17 protein-coding genes are annotated in these 17,128 nt (G+C 59.3%); 13 read left to right on the top strand and 4 right to left on the bottom strand.

What is annotated here, in order from left to right:
- Positions 1-122 precede the first annotated feature (122 nt).
- The 6 genes from PHF15_RS02450 to PHF15_RS02425 all read left to right on the top strand — a co-directional run bounded on the left by PHF15_RS02450 (position 123) and on the right by PHF15_RS02425 (position 6,228).
- Complete coding sequence (locus tag PHF15_RS02450; protein ID WP_300118680.1) at positions 123-578, top strand: SWIB/MDM2 domain-containing protein; 456 nt, start codon at positions 123-125, stop codon at positions 576-578.
- A gap of 88 nt (positions 579-666) precedes the next feature.
- Entirely contained in the window at positions 667-1,671 is a 1,005-nt protein-coding gene (locus PHF15_RS02445) for an ABC transporter permease subunit (RefSeq protein ID WP_300118677.1), read from the top strand.
- Positions 1,672-1,681: 10 nt separating this feature from the next.
- Positions 1,682-2,578 carry an ABC transporter permease subunit gene (locus PHF15_RS02440; protein ID WP_300118675.1) on the top strand — a complete coding sequence of 299 codons (897 nt, stop codon included), beginning with the start codon at positions 1,682-1,684 and terminating at the stop codon, positions 2,576-2,578.
- A 12-nt stretch (positions 2,579-2,590) separates the two neighbouring features.
- The gene (locus PHF15_RS02435; RefSeq protein ID WP_300118672.1) at positions 2,591-3,562 is read left to right on the top strand and encodes an ABC transporter ATP-binding protein; all 972 of its coding nucleotides are present in this window, start codon (positions 2,591-2,593) and stop codon (positions 3,560-3,562) included.
- A complete protein-coding gene (locus tag PHF15_RS02430) occupies positions 3,559-4,584 on the top strand; it encodes a peptide ABC transporter ATP-binding protein (RefSeq protein ID WP_300118669.1) in 1,026 nt (341 codons plus the stop codon). Before PHF15_RS02435 ends, PHF15_RS02430 begins: the two co-directional genes overlap by 4 nt.
- A gap of 18 nt (positions 4,585-4,602) precedes the next feature.
- Entirely contained in the window at positions 4,603-6,228 is a 1,626-nt protein-coding gene (locus PHF15_RS02425) for an ABC transporter substrate-binding protein (RefSeq protein ID WP_300118666.1), read from the top strand.
- A 106-nt stretch (positions 6,229-6,334) separates the two neighbouring features.
- On the opposite strand, the gene PHF15_RS02420 is transcribed toward PHF15_RS02425, so the two are convergent.
- Positions 6,335-8,059 (bottom strand): thiamine pyrophosphate-binding protein, encoded by a 1,725-nt coding sequence (locus tag PHF15_RS02420; protein WP_300118665.1) that lies wholly within the window; start codon positions 8,057-8,059, stop codon positions 6,335-6,337.
- A gap of 281 nt (positions 8,060-8,340) precedes the next feature.
- On the opposite strand from PHF15_RS02420, the gene PHF15_RS02415 reads away from it, so the two are divergent.
- Genes PHF15_RS02415 through PHF15_RS02395 form a run of 5 tightly spaced genes read left to right on the top strand, consistent with a single transcriptional unit; the run spans position 8,341 to position 13,405 of the window.
- Positions 8,341-9,882, top strand: a complete 1,542-nt coding sequence (locus PHF15_RS02415; RefSeq protein WP_300118662.1) for a tetrathionate reductase family octaheme c-type cytochrome — start codon at positions 8,341-8,343, stop codon at positions 9,880-9,882.
- Positions 9,883-9,893: 11 nt separating this feature from the next.
- Positions 9,894-10,502, top strand: coding sequence for a cytochrome b/b6 domain-containing protein (locus PHF15_RS02410; protein ID WP_300118660.1), 609 nt, complete (start codon positions 9,894-9,896; stop codon positions 10,500-10,502).
- 29 nt (positions 10,503-10,531) lie between these two features.
- On the top strand, positions 10,532-10,924 hold the full coding sequence (locus PHF15_RS02405) for a hypothetical protein (protein WP_300118656.1): 393 nt from the start codon (positions 10,532-10,534) through the stop codon (positions 10,922-10,924).
- Between the two features lie 45 nt (positions 10,925-10,969).
- Positions 10,970-12,214 (top strand): YeeE/YedE thiosulfate transporter family protein, encoded by a 1,245-nt coding sequence (locus PHF15_RS02400; RefSeq protein ID WP_300118653.1) that lies wholly within the window; start codon positions 10,970-10,972, stop codon positions 12,212-12,214.
- Positions 12,215-12,250: 36 nt separating this feature from the next.
- Positions 12,251-13,405 carry a rhodanese-like domain-containing protein gene (locus PHF15_RS02395; RefSeq protein ID WP_300118651.1) on the top strand — a complete coding sequence of 385 codons (1,155 nt, stop codon included), beginning with the start codon at positions 12,251-12,253 and terminating at the stop codon, positions 13,403-13,405.
- Position 13,406: 1 nt separating this feature from the next.
- Here PHF15_RS02395 and PHF15_RS02390 read toward each other — a convergent pair whose 3' ends face one another.
- Positions 13,407-14,624 carry an MFS transporter gene (locus PHF15_RS02390; RefSeq protein WP_300118649.1) on the bottom strand — a complete coding sequence of 406 codons (1,218 nt, stop codon included), beginning with the start codon at positions 14,622-14,624 and terminating at the stop codon, positions 13,407-13,409.
- 268 nt (positions 14,625-14,892) lie between these two features.
- Between PHF15_RS02390 and PHF15_RS02385 the strand changes: the two genes are divergently transcribed.
- Positions 14,893-15,096 carry a hypothetical protein gene (locus PHF15_RS02385; RefSeq protein ID WP_300118647.1) on the top strand — a complete coding sequence of 68 codons (204 nt, stop codon included), beginning with the start codon at positions 14,893-14,895 and terminating at the stop codon, positions 15,094-15,096.
- Positions 15,097-15,618: 522 nt separating this feature from the next.
- Here the strand turns inward: PHF15_RS02385 and PHF15_RS02380 are convergent.
- Positions 15,619-16,236 carry a recombinase family protein gene (locus tag PHF15_RS02380; RefSeq protein ID WP_300118645.1) on the bottom strand — a complete coding sequence of 206 codons (618 nt, stop codon included), beginning with the start codon at positions 16,234-16,236 and terminating at the stop codon, positions 15,619-15,621.
- A gap of 290 nt (positions 16,237-16,526) precedes the next feature.
- On the bottom strand, positions 16,527-16,664 hold the full coding sequence (locus PHF15_RS02375) for a hypothetical protein (protein ID WP_300118643.1): 138 nt from the start codon (positions 16,662-16,664) through the stop codon (positions 16,527-16,529).
- Between the two features lie 241 nt (positions 16,665-16,905).
- On the opposite strand from PHF15_RS02375, the gene PHF15_RS02370 reads away from it, so the two are divergent.
- Positions 16,906-17,128, top strand: a 223-nt coding sequence (locus tag PHF15_RS02370; protein ID WP_300118640.1) for a hypothetical protein, incomplete at its 3' end; no start/stop codon positions are given.

Here is a 17,128-nt window from a genome sequence, read left to right as displayed (position 1 = left end):
CTTATTCCTTGAGAAATTAGCGTCTTCCCCCTATGAATACGCTAATTTCTCCAGTAGGATTCGCCTCCAACCAGCCAATCTTTTTTTGCTGGTGTTTGATCAACTACCAAAAGGACATTCACATGGCAACTGCAAAAAAAGCGCCAGCTAAAAAAGCGGCACCTGTTACCAAAGCCGCACCGGCTAAAAAAGCTGCCCCGGCAAAAGCTGCGGCACCCGCTAAAAAGGTAGCCGCCAAAAAAGCTGCTGCGCCCGCCAAAAAGGCTGCGCCCGCCAAAAAAGCGGCTCCTGCCAAAAAGGCTGCAGTCAAAAAAGCTCCTGCTGCCAAGCGCACCGTCAACGCCGCTTTCATGAAAGCCATGACGCCCAGCTCCGCGCTGGCTGCCATCGTCGGTGGCAAACCGCTGCCGCGCACCGAGGTGGTCAAGCAACTGTGGGTCTATATCAAGGCCAACAAACTGCAAGACGCCATCAACAAACGCCTGATCAACGCCGATGCCAAGCTCAGGGAAGTTTTTGGCAAGGCGCAAGTCACCATGTTCGAAATGGCCGGTCTGATCGGCAAACATTTGAAATAATTCTGCCCCGCGCAGTGTTTGAAAGGCCGACGCAAGTCGGCCTTTTGTTTGTGGCATCATTCTGCCCAACAACACCAATCGTTCGCCGATGCTCCGTTTCTTTCTGACCCGTTTCAGCCTGATCATTCCCACCTTCATCGGCATGACACTGGTCGCGTTCTTCCTGATCCGCATGGTGCCGGGCGACCCCATCGAAACCCTGGCCGGCGAGCGCGGCATCGATGCCGCCCGCCATGCCGAACTGCTCAAGGCCTACGGCCTGGACCGCCCGGTGCTGGTGCAATACGGCATCTACATTGGCCGTGTGCTGCAAGGCGATCTGGGCAAATCCATCATCACCCATGAACCCGTTCTCAATGAATTCATGGCGCTGTTTCCGGCCACCATCGAGCTGGCGGTGTGTGCCATTTTGTTCGCGCTGATCATTGGCATCCCGGCGGGCATCCTGGCGGCGGTCAAGCGCAATACGATTCTGGACCATGGCGTCATGGGCGTGTCGCTCACCGGCTACTCGATGCCGATTTTCTGGTGGGGCCTGCTGCTGATCCTGCTGTTTTCGGTGCAGCTCGACCTGACCCCGGTGTCCGGGCGCATCGCCGTGCAGTATTTCATTGAGCCGGTAACGGGTTTCCTGCTGATCGACACCTGGCTGGCTGGCGACATGGATGCCTTCTGGTCCGCTGCCACGCACCTGATTCTGCCGACCATTGTGCTGGGCACCAACCCGCTCGCCGTCATTGCCCGCATGACGCGATCAAGCATGCTCGAAGTGCTGGGCGAAGACTACATCCGCACGGCGCGTGCCAAGGGCTTGTCCAATTTTCGGGTGGTGGCGCTGCACGCGCTGCGCAACGCGCTGATCCCGGTGATCACGGTGATCGGCCTGCAGGTGGGCGTGTTATTCACCGGCGCCATCCTGACCGAGACCATTTTTTCGTGGCCCGGCGTGGGCAAATGGATGATCGAAGCCATCGGCCGGCGCGACTACCCCGTGCTGCAGGGCGGCATGTTGCTGCTGGGCGGCATGGTCATGGTCGTCAACCTGCTGGTGGACGTGACCTACGGCATCATCAACCCGCGCATCCGGCACTAAAAGCCCCACCATGACCACCCTTGCCGACACTCCTGCCCTGATCGAGCCGCCGCACCGCTTGCGCGAGTTCTGGGACTATTTCAGTTCCAACAAAGGCGCGGTGGCGGGCCTGGTCATTGTGCTGGCGGTGCTGCTGATGGCCGCGTTTGCGCCCTGGATTGCACCCTATGCGCCCAACGACACCGACCCCAGCGTCTTTTTAACGCCGCCGGCCTGGCAGACTGGCGGCTCCAACGCGCACTGGCTCGGCACCGATGCCATTGGCCGCGATATTTTGTCGCGACTGATTCATGGCGCCCGCCTGTCATTGGCCATTGGCCTGGCCGTGGTGGCGCTGTCGGTGGTGCTGGGCACCGTGCTGGGCCTGACTGCGGGCTACTTTCGCGGCATCTTCGAAGTGGCGGTGATGCGGCTGATGGACATCATCCTGACGCTGCCCAGCCTGCTGCTGGCAATTGTGATCGTGGCCATTTTGGGCCCTGGACTCATGAACGCCATGCTGGCGGTGGCCGTGGTGGTGTTGCCGCATTACGTGCGCATCACACGGGCGGCCGTCATCACCGAAATGAGCCGCGACTATGTGACCGCAGCACGCATGAACGGCGCTGGCCACCTGCGCCTGATGTTCAACGAGGTGCTGCCCAATTGCACGGCACCACTCATCGTGCAAGCCTCGCTTGGCATCTCGGCTGCCATTCTGGACGCCGCCGCTTTAGGCTTTCTGGGACTGGGGGCACAACCACCGTCGCCCGAGTGGGGCACCATGCTGGCCGACGCGCGCGAGTTTGTGCTGCGCGCCTGGTGGGTCGTCACCTTCCCCGGCCTGGCCATTTTGATCACCGTGCTGGCCTTCAACCTGCTGGGTGACGGCCTGCGCGACGCGTTTGACCCCAAACTCAAACGTTGACAAAGTCAATTTATGGCGCTGCTTGAAATAGAAAACCTCTCCGTCAAGTTTCCGACCAAGACGGCGGTGATGCACGCGGTCGATGGCGTGTCGCTGTCGCTGGAGGCCGGTGATGTGCTGGGCATCGTGGGCGAATCGGGCTCGGGCAAAAGCGTCACCATGATGGCGTTGATGGGCCTGGTGTCGTTTCCGGGCGAGGTCACGGCCGACAAGCTGCGCTTTGACGGCCATGATCTGCTCAAGCTGTCAGCCAATGCCAGAGCCAAGCTCACCGGCAAAGACGTGGCGATGATCTTTCAGGACCCTACGACCAGCCTCAACCCCTGCTTTACCGTCGGGTTTCAACTGGCAGAAACGCTCAAGCTGCACATGGGGATGGACACCAAGGCGGCGCGCAAGCGCTCGATCGAACTGCTGGAGCAGGTCGGTATTCCGGCCCCCGAGAGCCGCCTGAACGTGTTCCCGCACCAGATGTCGGGCGGCATGAACCAGCGCGTGATGATTGCCATGGCGATTTCCTGCAGCCCGAAGCTGCTGATTGCCGACGAGCCCACCACCGCGCTCGACGTGACCATCCAGGCGCAGATTCTGGACCTGCTGCGCACCCTGCAAAAAGACCTCAACATGGCGCTGGTGCTGATCACCCACAACATGGGCGTGGTGTCGGAAATGGCGCAGCGCGTGGCCGTGATGTACGCCGGCCAGATCATGGAGACACGCAGCGCGCACGATATTTTCGATGCGCCGCAACACCCCTATACCGAGGCCCTGCTGGCCGCCATGCCCGAGCGCAGCGACGGCGCCGCGCGTCTGGCCACCATTCCCGGCATGGTGCCCGGCCTGTACGACCGCCCAGTTGGCTGCCTGTTTGCGCCGCGCTGCATCTACGCCAACAACCACTGCCGCACTGATCGCCCCGAATTGCGCGAATGGCAAAGCGGCATGGTGCGCTGCCATTACCCCTTGCCAGGGGTCAAGCCATGAGCCTGCCCGACAACACGACTGAACCAACCGCAGCACCCGTGGTGGTGGCCCGCGACCTGAAACAGGTTTACAAAATCAGCCGGGGTTTCATGCACCCGGCCGACCATCTGCAAGCGGTCAGCGGCGTGTCGTTCACCGTGCTGCCGGGCAAAACACTGGCCGTGGTGGGTGAGTCCGGCTGTGGCAAATCCACCCTGGCACGCATGGTGTCATTGATCGAGGTGCCCACTTCCGGCGAGTTGTCGCTGGGTGGTGTTGACGTGGTCAAGGCCAGCGCAGCCGAGCGTCATGCCTTGCGACGCACGGTGCAACTGGTGTTCCAGAACCCTTTTGGCTCGCTCAATCCGCGCAAGAAAATCGGCGCCATCCTGGAGGCGCCGCTGGAAATCAATACCACGCTGGACACCAAGACTCGCGCCGAGCAGGCCCGCGCCATGCTGGCGCTGGTGGGCTTGCGCCCCGAGCATTACGATCGCTACCCGCACATGTTTTCCGGCGGCCAGCGCCAGCGCATCGCCATTGCCCGCGCGCTGATGCTCAAGCCCGCACTGATCGTGGCTGACGAGCCGGTGTCGGCGCTCGACGTGTCGATCCAGGCGCAAGTGCTCAACCTGCTCGCCGACTTGCAACAGGAGCTGGGCCTGGCCTATTTGTTCATCTCGCACGACCTCGGCGTGGTGCGCCACATTGCCCACGATGTGCTGGTGATGTACCTCGGCCATGCGGTCGAACAGGGCGAGAAGAAAACCGTTTTTGCGCAGCCACTGCACCCCTACACGCAGGCGCTGCTGGCTTCCACGCCCGGCATTGTCGGCACCGGTGCCGCCAAGCAGCGCATCGTGCTCACGGGTGAATTGCCCTCGCCTTTGAATCCACCCAGCGGTTGTGTGTTTTCGACGCGCTGCCCGCACGTGACGGCACAGTGCCACAATGAACGCCCGGTGTTGCGCATGCTGGCTGGCAGGCAAGTGGCTTGTCATCTGGCTGAACAATTTATCCAACCCGCTGCAGCGCAGCATTAACCTGTAGGAGTCCACAAGATGACTGTTTTGAAATCAAGGCGCACATTTGCGCTCAAGCGCGCGGCGCTATGTGCCCTGGCACTGCCTGCGCTGCTGGCCGTGAGCCAGGCTGGCGCCAAGACGCTGGTGTATTGCTCTGAAGGCAGCCCTGAAAACTTTTACCCCGGCATCAACACCACGGGTACCTCGTTTGATGCTGGCGTGCAAATCTATGACACCCCGGTGCAATTCGAGCGTGGCGGCACAAAGGTGTTGCCTGCCCTGGCGCAAAGCTGGGACATCTCCAAGGATGGCAAGGAATATACCTTTCACCTGCGCAAAGGGGTGAAGTTCCACAGCAACAAAAACTTCAAGCCCACACGCGACTTCAATGCCGACGACTTCATTTTCTCGATCGAGCGCCAGTGGATAAAGAACGACCCCTACTTCAAGGTCACCAGTTCCAACCACTCGTACTTTGATGACATGGACATGCCCAAGTTGCTCAAGTCGGTGGACAAGGTTGATGACTACACCGTCAAGATCACGCTGAACGCACCCGAAGCACCGTTCCTGGCCAACATGGCCATGCCGCACAATGGCGTGCAATCCAAGGAATACGCCATTGCCATGCTCAAGGCTGGCACCCCCGAAAAAATCGACCAGGAACCCCTGGGCACCGGCCCGTTCACCCTGGTGCAATACCAAAAGGATGCGCTGATCCGCTACAAGGCATTCCCGCAATACTGGGCTGGCAAGGCCAAGATCGACGATCTGGTTTTTGCCATCACGCCCGACGCGTCGGTGCGCTGGGCCAAGCTGCAAAAAGGCGAATGCCATGTCATGCCCTACCCCAACCCGGCTGACGTGCCTGCCATGCGCAAGGATGCCAAAGTCACGGTCCTGGAAAAACCCGGCCTGAACGTGGGTTACCTCGCCTACAACACCACCAAAAAGCCGTTTGACGACCTGCGTGTGCGCAAGGCGGTGAACATGGCGATCAACAAAAAAGCCATTGTCGATGCCGTTTATCTGGGTACCGGCGTGCCAGCCACCAACCCGATTCCGCCCACCATGTGGTCATACAACAAGTCGGTCAAAGACGACATGTATGACGTGGCAGCCGCCAAAAAACTACTGGCTGAAGCGGGTCTGGCCAACGGTTTCACCACCGACCTGTGGGCCATGCCGGTGCAGCGCCCCTATAACCCCAACGCCAAACGCATTGCCGAGCTGATGCAGGCTGACCTGGCCAAGGTAGGCATCAAGGCTGAGATCAAGAGCTTTGAATGGGGCGAGTACCGCAAGCGCATGCAGGCTGGCGAGCACCAGATGGGCATGCTGGGCTGGACCGGCGACAACGGCGACCCGGACAACTTCCTGAACGTGCTGCTGGGTTGCGCCTCGGCCAAGACCAATGGCTCCAACGTGGCCAAGTTCTGCTACCAGCCGTTCGAAGACCTGATCCAGAAGGCCAAGGTGACCTCCAACCAGGCTGAACGCACCAAGCTTTACGAACAAGCCCAGGTGGTGTTCAAACAGCAGGCACCCTGGTTCACCATTGCGCACGCGGTGGCGCTAAAACCTGTCCGAAAGGAAGTGATCGACTTCAAGATCAGCCCGTTTGGCACCCACGTGTTCTACGGTGTCGATATGGCCAAATAAGTCTTTCCAGCTTCATTGAAAAGCCAGCGCAAGCTGGCTTTTTTTGGCTCCCGTTTTTCGAGTGAAAGAAATGCCAGGTTTGATAAGCTGGTCAGCGCCTTTCTTCTTACCGTTCCAGCGCAGCCCGCGTGATGGCGTCCAGCGTGCCGCGCGTGCTGATCACCTGCGGGTCCAGCATGACCTCGATCAGCGTGCCCTGCGCGCGCTGCAACGCGGCCAGCAAAGCCGGCTCAAATTCATCGGTACGCGTGATGCGTTCTGCGGCGTAGCCGTAGGCCTGGGCCAGCGCGCAAAAGTTTGGGTTGGCCAATGACGTGCCCGCCACGCGCTGCGGGTACTCTCGCTCCTGGTGCATGCGAATGGTGCCAAACATGCCGTTGTTGAGCAGCACGATGACGGTTTTGGCGCCATATTGCACGGCGGTGGCCAACTCCTGCCCGTTCATCAAAAAGTCGCCATCACCGGCAATGGTGAAGGCCAGCCGGCCGGTGATGATGGCCGCGGCAATGCCGGCCGGCACGCCATAGCCCATGGCGCCGTTGGTGGGTGCAAGCTGCGTTTTGCAGCCTTTGGCCCAGCCGTGGTAACGATAGAAGCGATGCACCCAACTGGCAAAATTACCCGCCCCATTGGTCACCACGGCATCGACAGGCAAATGCTTTTGCAGCGTCGCAACCACGGCGGGCATGTCGATCAAGCCCGGCAGGGGCTGCGGCACCAGATTGGCCAGATAGTCGGCGTGACAGTCTCGCGCCCAGCCTGCCCATGGCACGTCATCAGGTGCAGGCAGGCCAGCCAGTGCCAGTGCGGCCTGTGCCGGACTGGCCTGGATCGCCAGATGCGCCTGAAACACCCGGTTGAGCTCTTCACCACTGGCATGGATGTGCACCAGCTTTTGTTTGGGCAGCGGGGCTTCTATCAGGGAGTAGCCGCCCGTGGTCATCTCACCGAGGCGGGGGCCAAGGGACAAAATCAGGTCACTGTCCTGAATGCGCGCCGCCAGCTTGGGGTTGATGCCAATGCCCACATCGCCCGCATAGAGCGGGTGGTGGTTGTCAAAGGTGTCCTGAAACCTGAAGGCATTGGCCACCGGAAGTTGCCATTTTTCAACAAAACGCTGCAGTGCTTGAGCCGCTTCAGGCGACCAAGCCGGGCCGCCCGCGATCACCAGCGGACGTTGCGCCTGCAACAGCGCCTCACGCAATTTTGACAAAGGCTCACTGCCCGGATGGCACTCAACGGCAGGCACATACGGCAGGGCCGCGGGCAACGCGCCGGTGAGCGGGTTCACCAACACGGCTTGGATCAGCATGTCTTCGGGTAGCACCAGCACCACCGGGCCGGGCCGGCCGTTCATGGCGGTGGCGAAGGCGCGCGCCACGTACTCCGGGATCCGGGCCACATCGTCAACGCGCTCCACGCGCTTGGCAAAACCCTTGGTACTTGGCCCAAAAAAGCTCTGATAATCCACTTCCTGAAATGCCTCTCGGTCGCGTGTGTCACTGGCCACGTCGCCGACGAACAGCACCATCGGCGTGGAATCCTGAAACGCGGTATGCACACCGATCGAGGCGTTGGTGGCACCTGGCCCGCGTGTGACAAAACACACGCCTGGGCGCCCGGTGAGCTTGCCTTGCGCCTCCGCCATGAAGGCCGCACCACCTTCCTGCCGGTTGATGATGAAGCTGATCTGGTCGCGATAGCGGTAGAAACCGTCGAGCACCGCCAGATAGCTCTCGCCCGGCACGCCAAACGCGTGCGTAACGCCTTGTGCGACCAGGCACTGCACCAGCAGGTGGCCACCGATTTGGGGAATAGAAGTCTCAGTCATGCCGCCATTGTGCCGACAAACCAATTGCGCCAGATCGCAGCCGGACGACAACGCTTGCAGCGCATCAGTCCGGATTCAGGCTTTGTGGTTAGAGTCCGAAGCCTAGGGTTTTCCCTATGTTTCATTGACTTTTATCAAAGAGTAACGATATGAAGGTCATGAGAATACTTATCATTAGTTTCGAATATTAAAAACTAAATGACGAAAGGTCGCAGATGATGTCCAAGTCAACCCGTGTCGCGTTAGCGGTCTGTTTAGCCAGTTGGATGGGATTCTCAGCATTGGGCTTAGCCAGTGCTGAGGAGACTAAGCCAGTCAAGCTCAATACCACAGCCGACCACACCAAGTTTGAAGCGCTGCAGCGCGAGTTTGCCTCCGGGCCAGAGGTCACCAAGGCCTGCCTGACGTGCCATACCGAGGCAGCAGGCCAGATCCACCGTACCAAGCACTGGAAATGGGAATACAAAAATCCCGAAACCGACCAGTTGCTCGGCAAGAAAAACGTCGTCAACAACTTCTGCATTTCCATTGCCTCCAACGAAGCGGCGTGCAACAGTTGTCACGTGGGTTACGGCTGGAAAGATGCCAGCTTTGACTTCACCTCGGAAGAAAACGTGGACTGCGTGGTTTGCCATGACACCACCGGCAACTACAAGAAACCGTCTGGACTGGCCGGCAACGTCGTCACCAAGGACATGGAATTTCCGCCGGGATCAGGCAAGATCCTGAAAGCCATTGATCTCACCAAAATTGCCCAGAAAGTGGGTAAGTCCAGCCGTGATACCTGCGGCTCATGCCATTTCAATGGCGGGGGCGGTGACGGTGTCAAGCATGGCGACATGGACAGTTCTTTGGCAGCCCCGGAGAAAGAACTCGATGTGCACATGGATGCCTCTGGTCTTGACTTCACCTGCGGCACCTGCCACAGGACCTCCAGCCACGACGTGGCCGGGAGCCGCTACACCCCCACGGCCAAAGAAGCCAAGGGTGCCCACCTGCGCGGTGCCGCAGACAGTGGCACCCCTGAAACCTGCGTCTCCTGCCACGGCAACGGCCCGCACAAGCAAGAGGCTCGCCTGAACCAGCATGCCACCAAACTGGCCTGCCAGACCTGCCATATCCCTGAGTTTGCCCGCGGCGGTATTGCCACCAAGATGAACTGGGACTGGTCCACCGCTGGCCAGCGTGATGCCAACGGCAAGCATATTGAGAAGAAGGATGCCAAGGGCCGCCTCACCTATGAATCGCGCAAGGGCGACTTCATCCTGGCCGAGAACGTCAAACCGGTCTATGTGTGGTTCAATGGCCAGGTCAACTACACACTGAAGACCGACAAGCTTGATGTGAACGCGGACGTGACCCGTATCAACACGCTGGGGGGCAGCCCGACTGACGGCAAGTCGATGATCTGGCCAGTCAAGCGTTTTGGCGGCAAACAGCCCTACGACACGGTCAACCTGACCCTGCTGACCCCGCACACTGCGGGCAATGATGACACCGGTTACTGGAAAAACCTGGAGTGGGACAAGGCCCTTGAGGCCGGCGTGAAAGTGTCGGGCGTGCCCTATTCTGGCAAGTTTGGCTTCATCAAGACCCAAATGGACTGGCCCATCACCCACATGGTCGCGCCCAAGGAAAAGGCACTGGGCTGTGTGGAATGCCACGCCAAGGACGGCCGCCTGGCTGGCTTGCCTGGCATTTATATGCCAGGCAGTGGTGCCAACCCGCTGCTTGACAAGTTGGGTTGGAGTCTCGTGCTGCTGACCTTGCTCGGCGTGCTGGGTCATGGTGCGATGCGGATCGTGTTACGCCGTAAGGCATAAGGAGAATCAAAATGACTGAACGTGTCTATTTATTCAAGGGCTTTGTGCGCTTCTGGCACTGGTCACAAGCAACTTTGATCATTTCTCTGATGGTGACCGGTTTCGAGATTCATGGCACCTACACCCTTTTTGGGTTCGAGCAAGCGGTGGGTTATCACACCATTGCCGCATGGACCCTGGTCGGGCTATGGATCTTTGCCATCTTCTGGCACGTCACGACCGGCGAATGGCGCCAGTACATCCCAACCACCGACAAGGTGGTAGCGATCATGCGCTACTACTCGTCGGGCATCTTCAAGGATGAGCCGCATCCGTTCAGGCCCACACCAGTGCAAAAGCACAACCCGCTCCAGCGCCTGACCTATCTGGCCATCTTGACGCTGCTCAGCCCGCTGCTGTGGATCACCGGCTGGCTCTACCTTTTTTACGCTGACTGGTCAGCCTGGGGACTGAGCGCGCTGCAACTGGAGTGGGTGGCCACCGGTCACACGATTGGCGCGTTCCTGATGCTGGCCTTTCTGGTCTCGCACTTGTATCTGGCTACGACCGGGCACAAGCTCACCTCGCAGGTCAAAGCCATGATCACGGGCTGGGAAGAAATCGAAATTTCGAAACATTAATCATTACTCTCATTTTTCTAGGAGCCATCATGAAATTATCCAAATCTTTACCTGTTGTCGCCCTGCTCGCCTTGATGGGTGCGTCTTTCTCTGCGCAAGCCTATGACGCTGACTGGAAACGTGGCCGGGTTTACTACCGCAGCGTCTGCACCTCGTGCCACGTGGCCTCACCGATTGGGTCGATCAACCCCAGCACCAAGACCAAGGCTGAATGGACGGCTTATCTGCTCACCGACAAACACGCCAAGGGCAAGGATACCGTGAGCAAATACATCAGCAAGGCCTACCGTGCCAGCATCAAGTCAAGCAACAAGGCGGCCGAAAAATTTGCCGATACCCCTGACAAAGAGCTCTTTGAAGACATCAAGGCGTTTCTGATCAAGGGTGCAAAGGACGGCGATGCACCGGCCAGTTGCAGCTGACATGCGCTGATCGTTTCAACCAATTTCTCTCCAGAGGAAAACACGATGAGTGACTTAACAAGCGCCAAATGGGTGGCTGGCTTCAAGTCGGACTACGACAAGCTGTTTGTCAAAAAATGGTCGTCGTACATGGGGGCCGTGCTGCTGGTCCTGGTCATTCTTGGCCTGATGGTCAACGGCATGGTGTGGGGCGTCTTTGGTGGCGTCAAATTTTGGGGCGACTGGGTCAACAACCTGATCGGCCTGGGGCCGCTGTTGGGTGTACCGGCCGAGCTTGACAGCTTCTGGATGCACCGCATGTCCCTGATGAACACCACTCTGGTGCTGGGTTCCTTTTGTGCCGCCTTGTTGTCGCGCCAGTTTGCACCGAGCCGTCCACCCAAACTCGAATACCTGTGGGCCATGCTGGGCGGGTGTTTGATGGGCATCGGCGCCGCCCTCGCCGGGGGTTGCACCACAGGGGGCTTTTTCAATCCGGTGCTGCATTCCTCTCCCGCCGGTTGGGCCATGTGGCTGGGCCTGCTCGCCGGTGCTGCGATCGGCTTCAAGCTGCTGCTGTGGACCATGGAAAACATTGAATGGGGCACCCAGGCACCACCCATGCTGCAGGTCTCGCCGAGAGTCAAGAATGCGTATCCATGGATGGGACTGCTGGTCGCCCTGGCCATCCTCGTCTGGGCCGCCATGTGGCTGTATTCGGGCACTGAAACGCTGGTTGTCCGTGCGCTGATCGTGATCGCCGGTTTTGCCATCGGCTTCATTCTGCACCGCTCGCGCCTGTGTTTTGCTCGGGCGTTCCGCGAGCCCTTCGTCACTGGCGAGGGCGAGATGACCAAGGCCGTGATTCTGGCGCTGGCCATCGGCCTGCCGTTGGCCGCGCTGTTGTTCCAAAAGAAAATCATCGACCCCTATGTCGCCATTCCCGCCACCTTCTGGATCGGCTCCCTGCTGGGGGGGGTGATCTTCGGCATCGGCATGGTATTTGCCGGCGGCTGCGCCTCAGGCTCGCTCTGGCGCATGGGTGAAGGCCACCTGAAACTATGGGTCGGCATGTTTTTCTTTGCCTGGATGGGTTCTACCGCCAGCGCTTTGCTCAAGAAATTCCATTTCACGTCGATCGACGAAACCAACATCGAGACCTTTGAGAAAACCGCAGTGGGTTTTCAGGCCTACTGGCCGGACATGGTCTCGGGCTGGGGTCTCACCCTGCTGATGTCAGGGGGACTGCTGCTGTTGTGGTACGCCCTGGTGCGCTACAACGAATCAACCGAAAAATTCACCCTGATGTAATTATTTTTTCAACGTTCCCCCCTAAAGGAGTTCACCATGAAGTTCAAGAAAGTCCCGCTTTATGCAGCCATTCTGGCATCCCTGATGATGAGCGCAGGGGCATTTGTTTCCACTGCCGCGCTGGCTCAAGACGCAGCTGCCGTGCAGCCCAAAGCGAATTGGTACACCAAACTGGTCGAAGTCGATTTCGTCAAGCAGCAAGCCGTGGTGCCGAAGATCGATGGCGTCATGGTGATCGACTCACGCCCTGCCGTGCGCAAATACGATCTGGGCCATATTCCCACTGCGGTCAACATCCCCGACACGATGTTTGACAAATTGGCGCCCACGCTGCTGCCCCCCGATAAAAATACCTTGCTGGTTTTTTATTGCGATGGCCCCGAGTGCATCCTGAGCCACAACTCGGCTTTCAAGGCAGAAAAACTGGGTTACACCAATATTCGGGTGTACGCCGCAGGTTTCCCCGACTGGATCAAAAACGGCAACCTGCATGCCGTGAGCGTGGCGCACCTGAAGAAACTGATGGACGAAAAAGCGCCGATGACGCTGATCGACGCACGCCCCAAAGCGCGCAAGTACGAAGTGGGGCACATCCCGGGCGCTATCAATCTGCCGGATTTGCAATTCGACAAGCTGGCTGCTGAAATGCTGCCTGCCGACAAAGCGGCTCCCTTGTTCTTTTATTGCGACGGTCTGGCCTGCAAGCTCAGCAACGACTCAGCTACCAAGGCCATCAAATTGGGTTACACCAACGTCAAGGTCGTGCCTGAAGGCTATCCGGCATGGGCCAAAGCCTATGGCCCAGGCCCCTCGGCAAGCGCAGCAGCGGCTCCTGAAACCAAAGCGCCAGTGATGGAGGCTGGCAAGGAGTCAGGCACCATCACCGTGACCTCGTTCGAACGCATTTACAAGGAAGCGCCTGACACCGTGCATTTGATCGACGTGCGTGATCCACAAGAATTTGCCACAGGCACCTTCAAAGGGGCGATCAACATGCCGGTCAATGCGCTGGAGAAAAACATCGACAAACTGCCAACCGACAAGCCCATCATCTTCTTTTGTGGTGCCGGAGGACGCAGTGGCGAAGCCCATGACATGGTCAAACTCTACAAACCGGCACTCAAAACCGTGTTTCTGGATGCCGAGATCAAATGGCTGAAAGACGGCACTTACACCATCAAGGGTCATTGACTCAAGACTTGACAATCGTGCGCTGCCCCACCCCCAGCGCTGCCACCACGCTCAATAGCAAAACGGCTGCCGCCCCCAACAGGGTGGCGCCGTACCAGCCGCGGTCCATGAAGACACCAAAGATCAACGGTGAAATGGCAAAGCCGCTATCCAGCCCAGAATATACCAGGCCATAGACCCGGCCGGTGGCGCCTTTGGGTGTGGCGTTTTTGATCATCATGTCGCGCGACGGCCCACCGACGCCCACGGCGAAACCGGTAGCTGCCAGCACCACCATGGTCAGATTGGCGCCAAAAATGCCCGTGCCGCAGAGTGCCAGCAACACCGCCCCAACCGACATCGACAGTGCCACCACGCGGTCGCTGTGGCGCGACTTGGCCGCCACAAAACCGCCGACCAATATGCCGAAGGCGCCGCACAGCATGTAGGCGGTGAGCGTTAGCGTGGCCGCTTCAAAAGAGATGCCGTGCATGGCCTTGAGAATGGAAACAGAAAAACTCTGCACCACAGCCAGCGTCATGGTCGAGAGCAAAAAGAATGCAAAACACAACCACACCACCGGCAGCTTCATGAACGCCATGCTGTGCTCGGCGGGCGCGTCGGCGGGGTGCGCCACCGTCTGCGTTTTGAGCTTGTCGCGTTGCATCCACAGCAGCCCCAACACCCCCACATAGAGCAGCGCTGCGGCAACATAGGCCGTGCGCCAATTGCTCAAGGCAGTCACAGTGGCAAAAAACACCGGAGCCGCCGCCCAGCCCAGATTGCCGGTCAGGCCATGGGTGCTGAAGGCGTGGCCCAGGCGCGGCGCCGAGACACGCTGGTTCAGAATGGTGAAGTCCACCGGGTGAAAAGTCGCATTGGCCAGGCCAGCCAGCGCTGCCACCAGCAGCAGGCCGCTGTAGCCTGTCACCATCGATGCCAGCAGCGAAGCCATCGCAAACAAAGTCAAAGCGGCAAACAGCATAGGCCGTGCGCCCAGTTTATCCACCACAAATCCGGCAGATGCCTGGCCCAGCCCCGACACGACAAAAAACACGCTCACCAGCGCACCCAGTTGTGAGAAACTCAGGCTGAATTCAGCCATGAACACAGGAAACAGCGGCGGCAACAACAGATGGCCGAAGTGCGAAGCCGCATGTGCCAAGCCCACCAAGGCAATGATGGTGGCGTCCTGCTTGAGCGGAACAGAAAGGGGAAGGGATTGGCTGGCTGCGGTCATGCTCGGATGCCACTTTATTTATGGTGAACTGTCAGGTGTTGGTGCGAGACCGGAACCGCGTTGAGCTTGTAACCACTTGATTTAATTGACGAAAAACTTTTCTCAAAAAATAAGTACCGTCAAAAGTACCGTCATTTTTCAATCTGTCTCAATTAAGCTACACCGTAACACCGTGTGACTTGACCTGATAATAACCCGACACAGCCTTAATGATGCCAATTTGCAGCCCGGCGGCTCACAGTCGCCAGTTCATTGCAGAGCGTGGCCAGTGTCACGACTACGGCGCTACGGCTCGCACCGGGCAGCGCCGGTCGTGGCCACCAGAACGGATCGAGCCCAGCAGCGCGAGCCCGGCTCACTCGCACCAGGTAGCGCCGGTCATGGCCACCAGGTAGCGCGGCTCAGTGCCAGCGCCACCGGCACAGATAGAGCCCAGCAGCGCGAGCCCGGCGGCTCACGCCAGGCAGCGTGATGCAAATCGAGTGGCACAGTTACACAAACGCTCAAATCATGCGGGATTCGGCCTATGCCGATCGACCGACATGAAACAACTGACATATCCAAGGAAGCCAATACCGACAAGACCGACACAAAACAGAGTGTCGGTGTTGGTGAAAACATGTCGGTGTTCGGTAGTCGCCATGGCAGATCAGATCATCGGGTCAGGCATCAACACTGTTACACAATGTTTGGTGTGGAACCCAGACTCCCTGCTTTCCTTCGGCGGGGAGGGGTGCAAATAGACCCCGCTATGCAAATCATAGCAATATCGGGCAAACTCGTTTTAAGCTATTTGATTCAATGCCACCGGCAGCGCGAGCCCGGCGGCTCACAGTGGCCAGTTCATTGCAGATTGTGGCCAGTGTCACGACTACGGCGCTACGGCTCGCACCAGGCAGCGCGGCTCGGTTGCCGGGTCACCAGCACAGATCGAACCCAGCAGCGCGAGCCCGGCGTCTCACAGTGGCCAGTTCATTGCAGATTGGGACTTGGGTTAACCGTTCGCTGGCGTTGCCAGTGCGGCGTAAAGCGTCGTTCTTGAGATACCAAGCCTTTCAGCTATCCGCGCCTTTGGTATCCCTTGTGCCACTAACGTCCGCAACTCGATAACCCCGGCTGCATCAAGCGATGGCTTGCGGCCCGTGTAAACGCCCCCCTTGGCTTTGGCGATGGCAATACCCTCTCGCTGTCTCTCACGGATCAGGGCTCGCTCAAACTGCCCCACGGCCCCCAATAGTTGCAACATCAGGGTGTTCATGGGTGAATCATCACCCGTGAACGTCATGGCTTGGGTGGTGAACGTCACCGCTACACCCCGCCCCGTGAGTCCCTTCACGATGGTCTCAAGATCGCTCAAAGACCGCGCCAGCCTATCCATGCTGTGAACGTAAACGCAGTCACCCTCTCGGACAAACTCAAGCATGGACTGCAACTGGGGGCGCTGGGTGTCTTTGCCGCTGGCCTTGTCGGTGAATGTCTTATCGAGAGTGACACCATCCAACTGTCGGGCATCGTTCTGGCCAGCGCTGCTAACCCGGACGTATCCAACCGCTTGCCCGGCAGGGGCTAGCTTGGGTGTGGCTGTGCTGGTGCGCTTGGATGTTGTGGCCATGAAAACCCCCGTTGGTTGTGAGTGTGTACGTTTAGATTCTATGACTTCAACCGGAATATGTCAAACAATTGCAAAAGTAACCCTAGATGAACATCAATCCAAGGGTGTTTAACTGTCCGGCTAGGGTGTAGCCTATACATACACGCCCAGCAGCGCGAGCCCGGCTCGCTCGCACCGGGCAGCGCCGGTCGTGGTCACCGGCAGCGCTTGCACCGGGCAGCACAGATCGATCCCGGCGTCTCACAGTGGCCAGTTCATTGCAGATTGTGGCCAGTGTCACGACTACGGCGCTACGGCTCGCACCGGGCAGCGCCGGTCGTGGCCACCAGCTCGCACCAGGTAGCGCGGATCGGTGCCGGGTCACCGGCACAGATCGAGCCCGGCAGCACTCGCACCAGGTAGCGCCGGTCGTGACCACCAGCTCGCACCAGGCAGCGCGGATCGGTGCCGGGTCACCGGCACAGATCGAGCCCGGCAGCACTCGCCAGGGGTGGGGGGTCGGCAGGGCGGCTCGTTGGCTTGCCAGGCGGGGGGTGGGTACCTGAACAGACGCATTACCCCAACACTTCCCTACTGGCGCTTGAGCGCGGATCGGTGCCGGGTCACCGGCACAGATCGAGCCCAGCAGCGCTCGCACCGGGCAGCACAGATCGAGCCCGGCGTCTCACAGTGGCCAGTTCATTGCAGATTGTGGCCAGTGTCACGACTACGGCGCTACGGCTCGCACCCGGCAGCGCCGGTCGTGGCCACCAGCTCGCACCAGGTAGCGCGGATCGGTGCCGGGTCACCGGCACAGATCGAGCCCGGCAGCACTCGCACCAGGTAGCGCCGGTCGTGGCCACCAGCTCGCACCAGGCAGCGCGGATCGGTGCCGGGTCACCGGCACAGATCG

It is taken from the genome of Rhodoferax sp. (assembly GCF_028689295.1).
Taxonomy (GTDB): Bacteria; Pseudomonadota; Gammaproteobacteria; order Burkholderiales; family Burkholderiaceae_C; genus Rhodoferax.
Note: the sequence above shows the minus strand (reverse complement) of the source record. Positions and strands in the feature narration are given on the sequence as shown.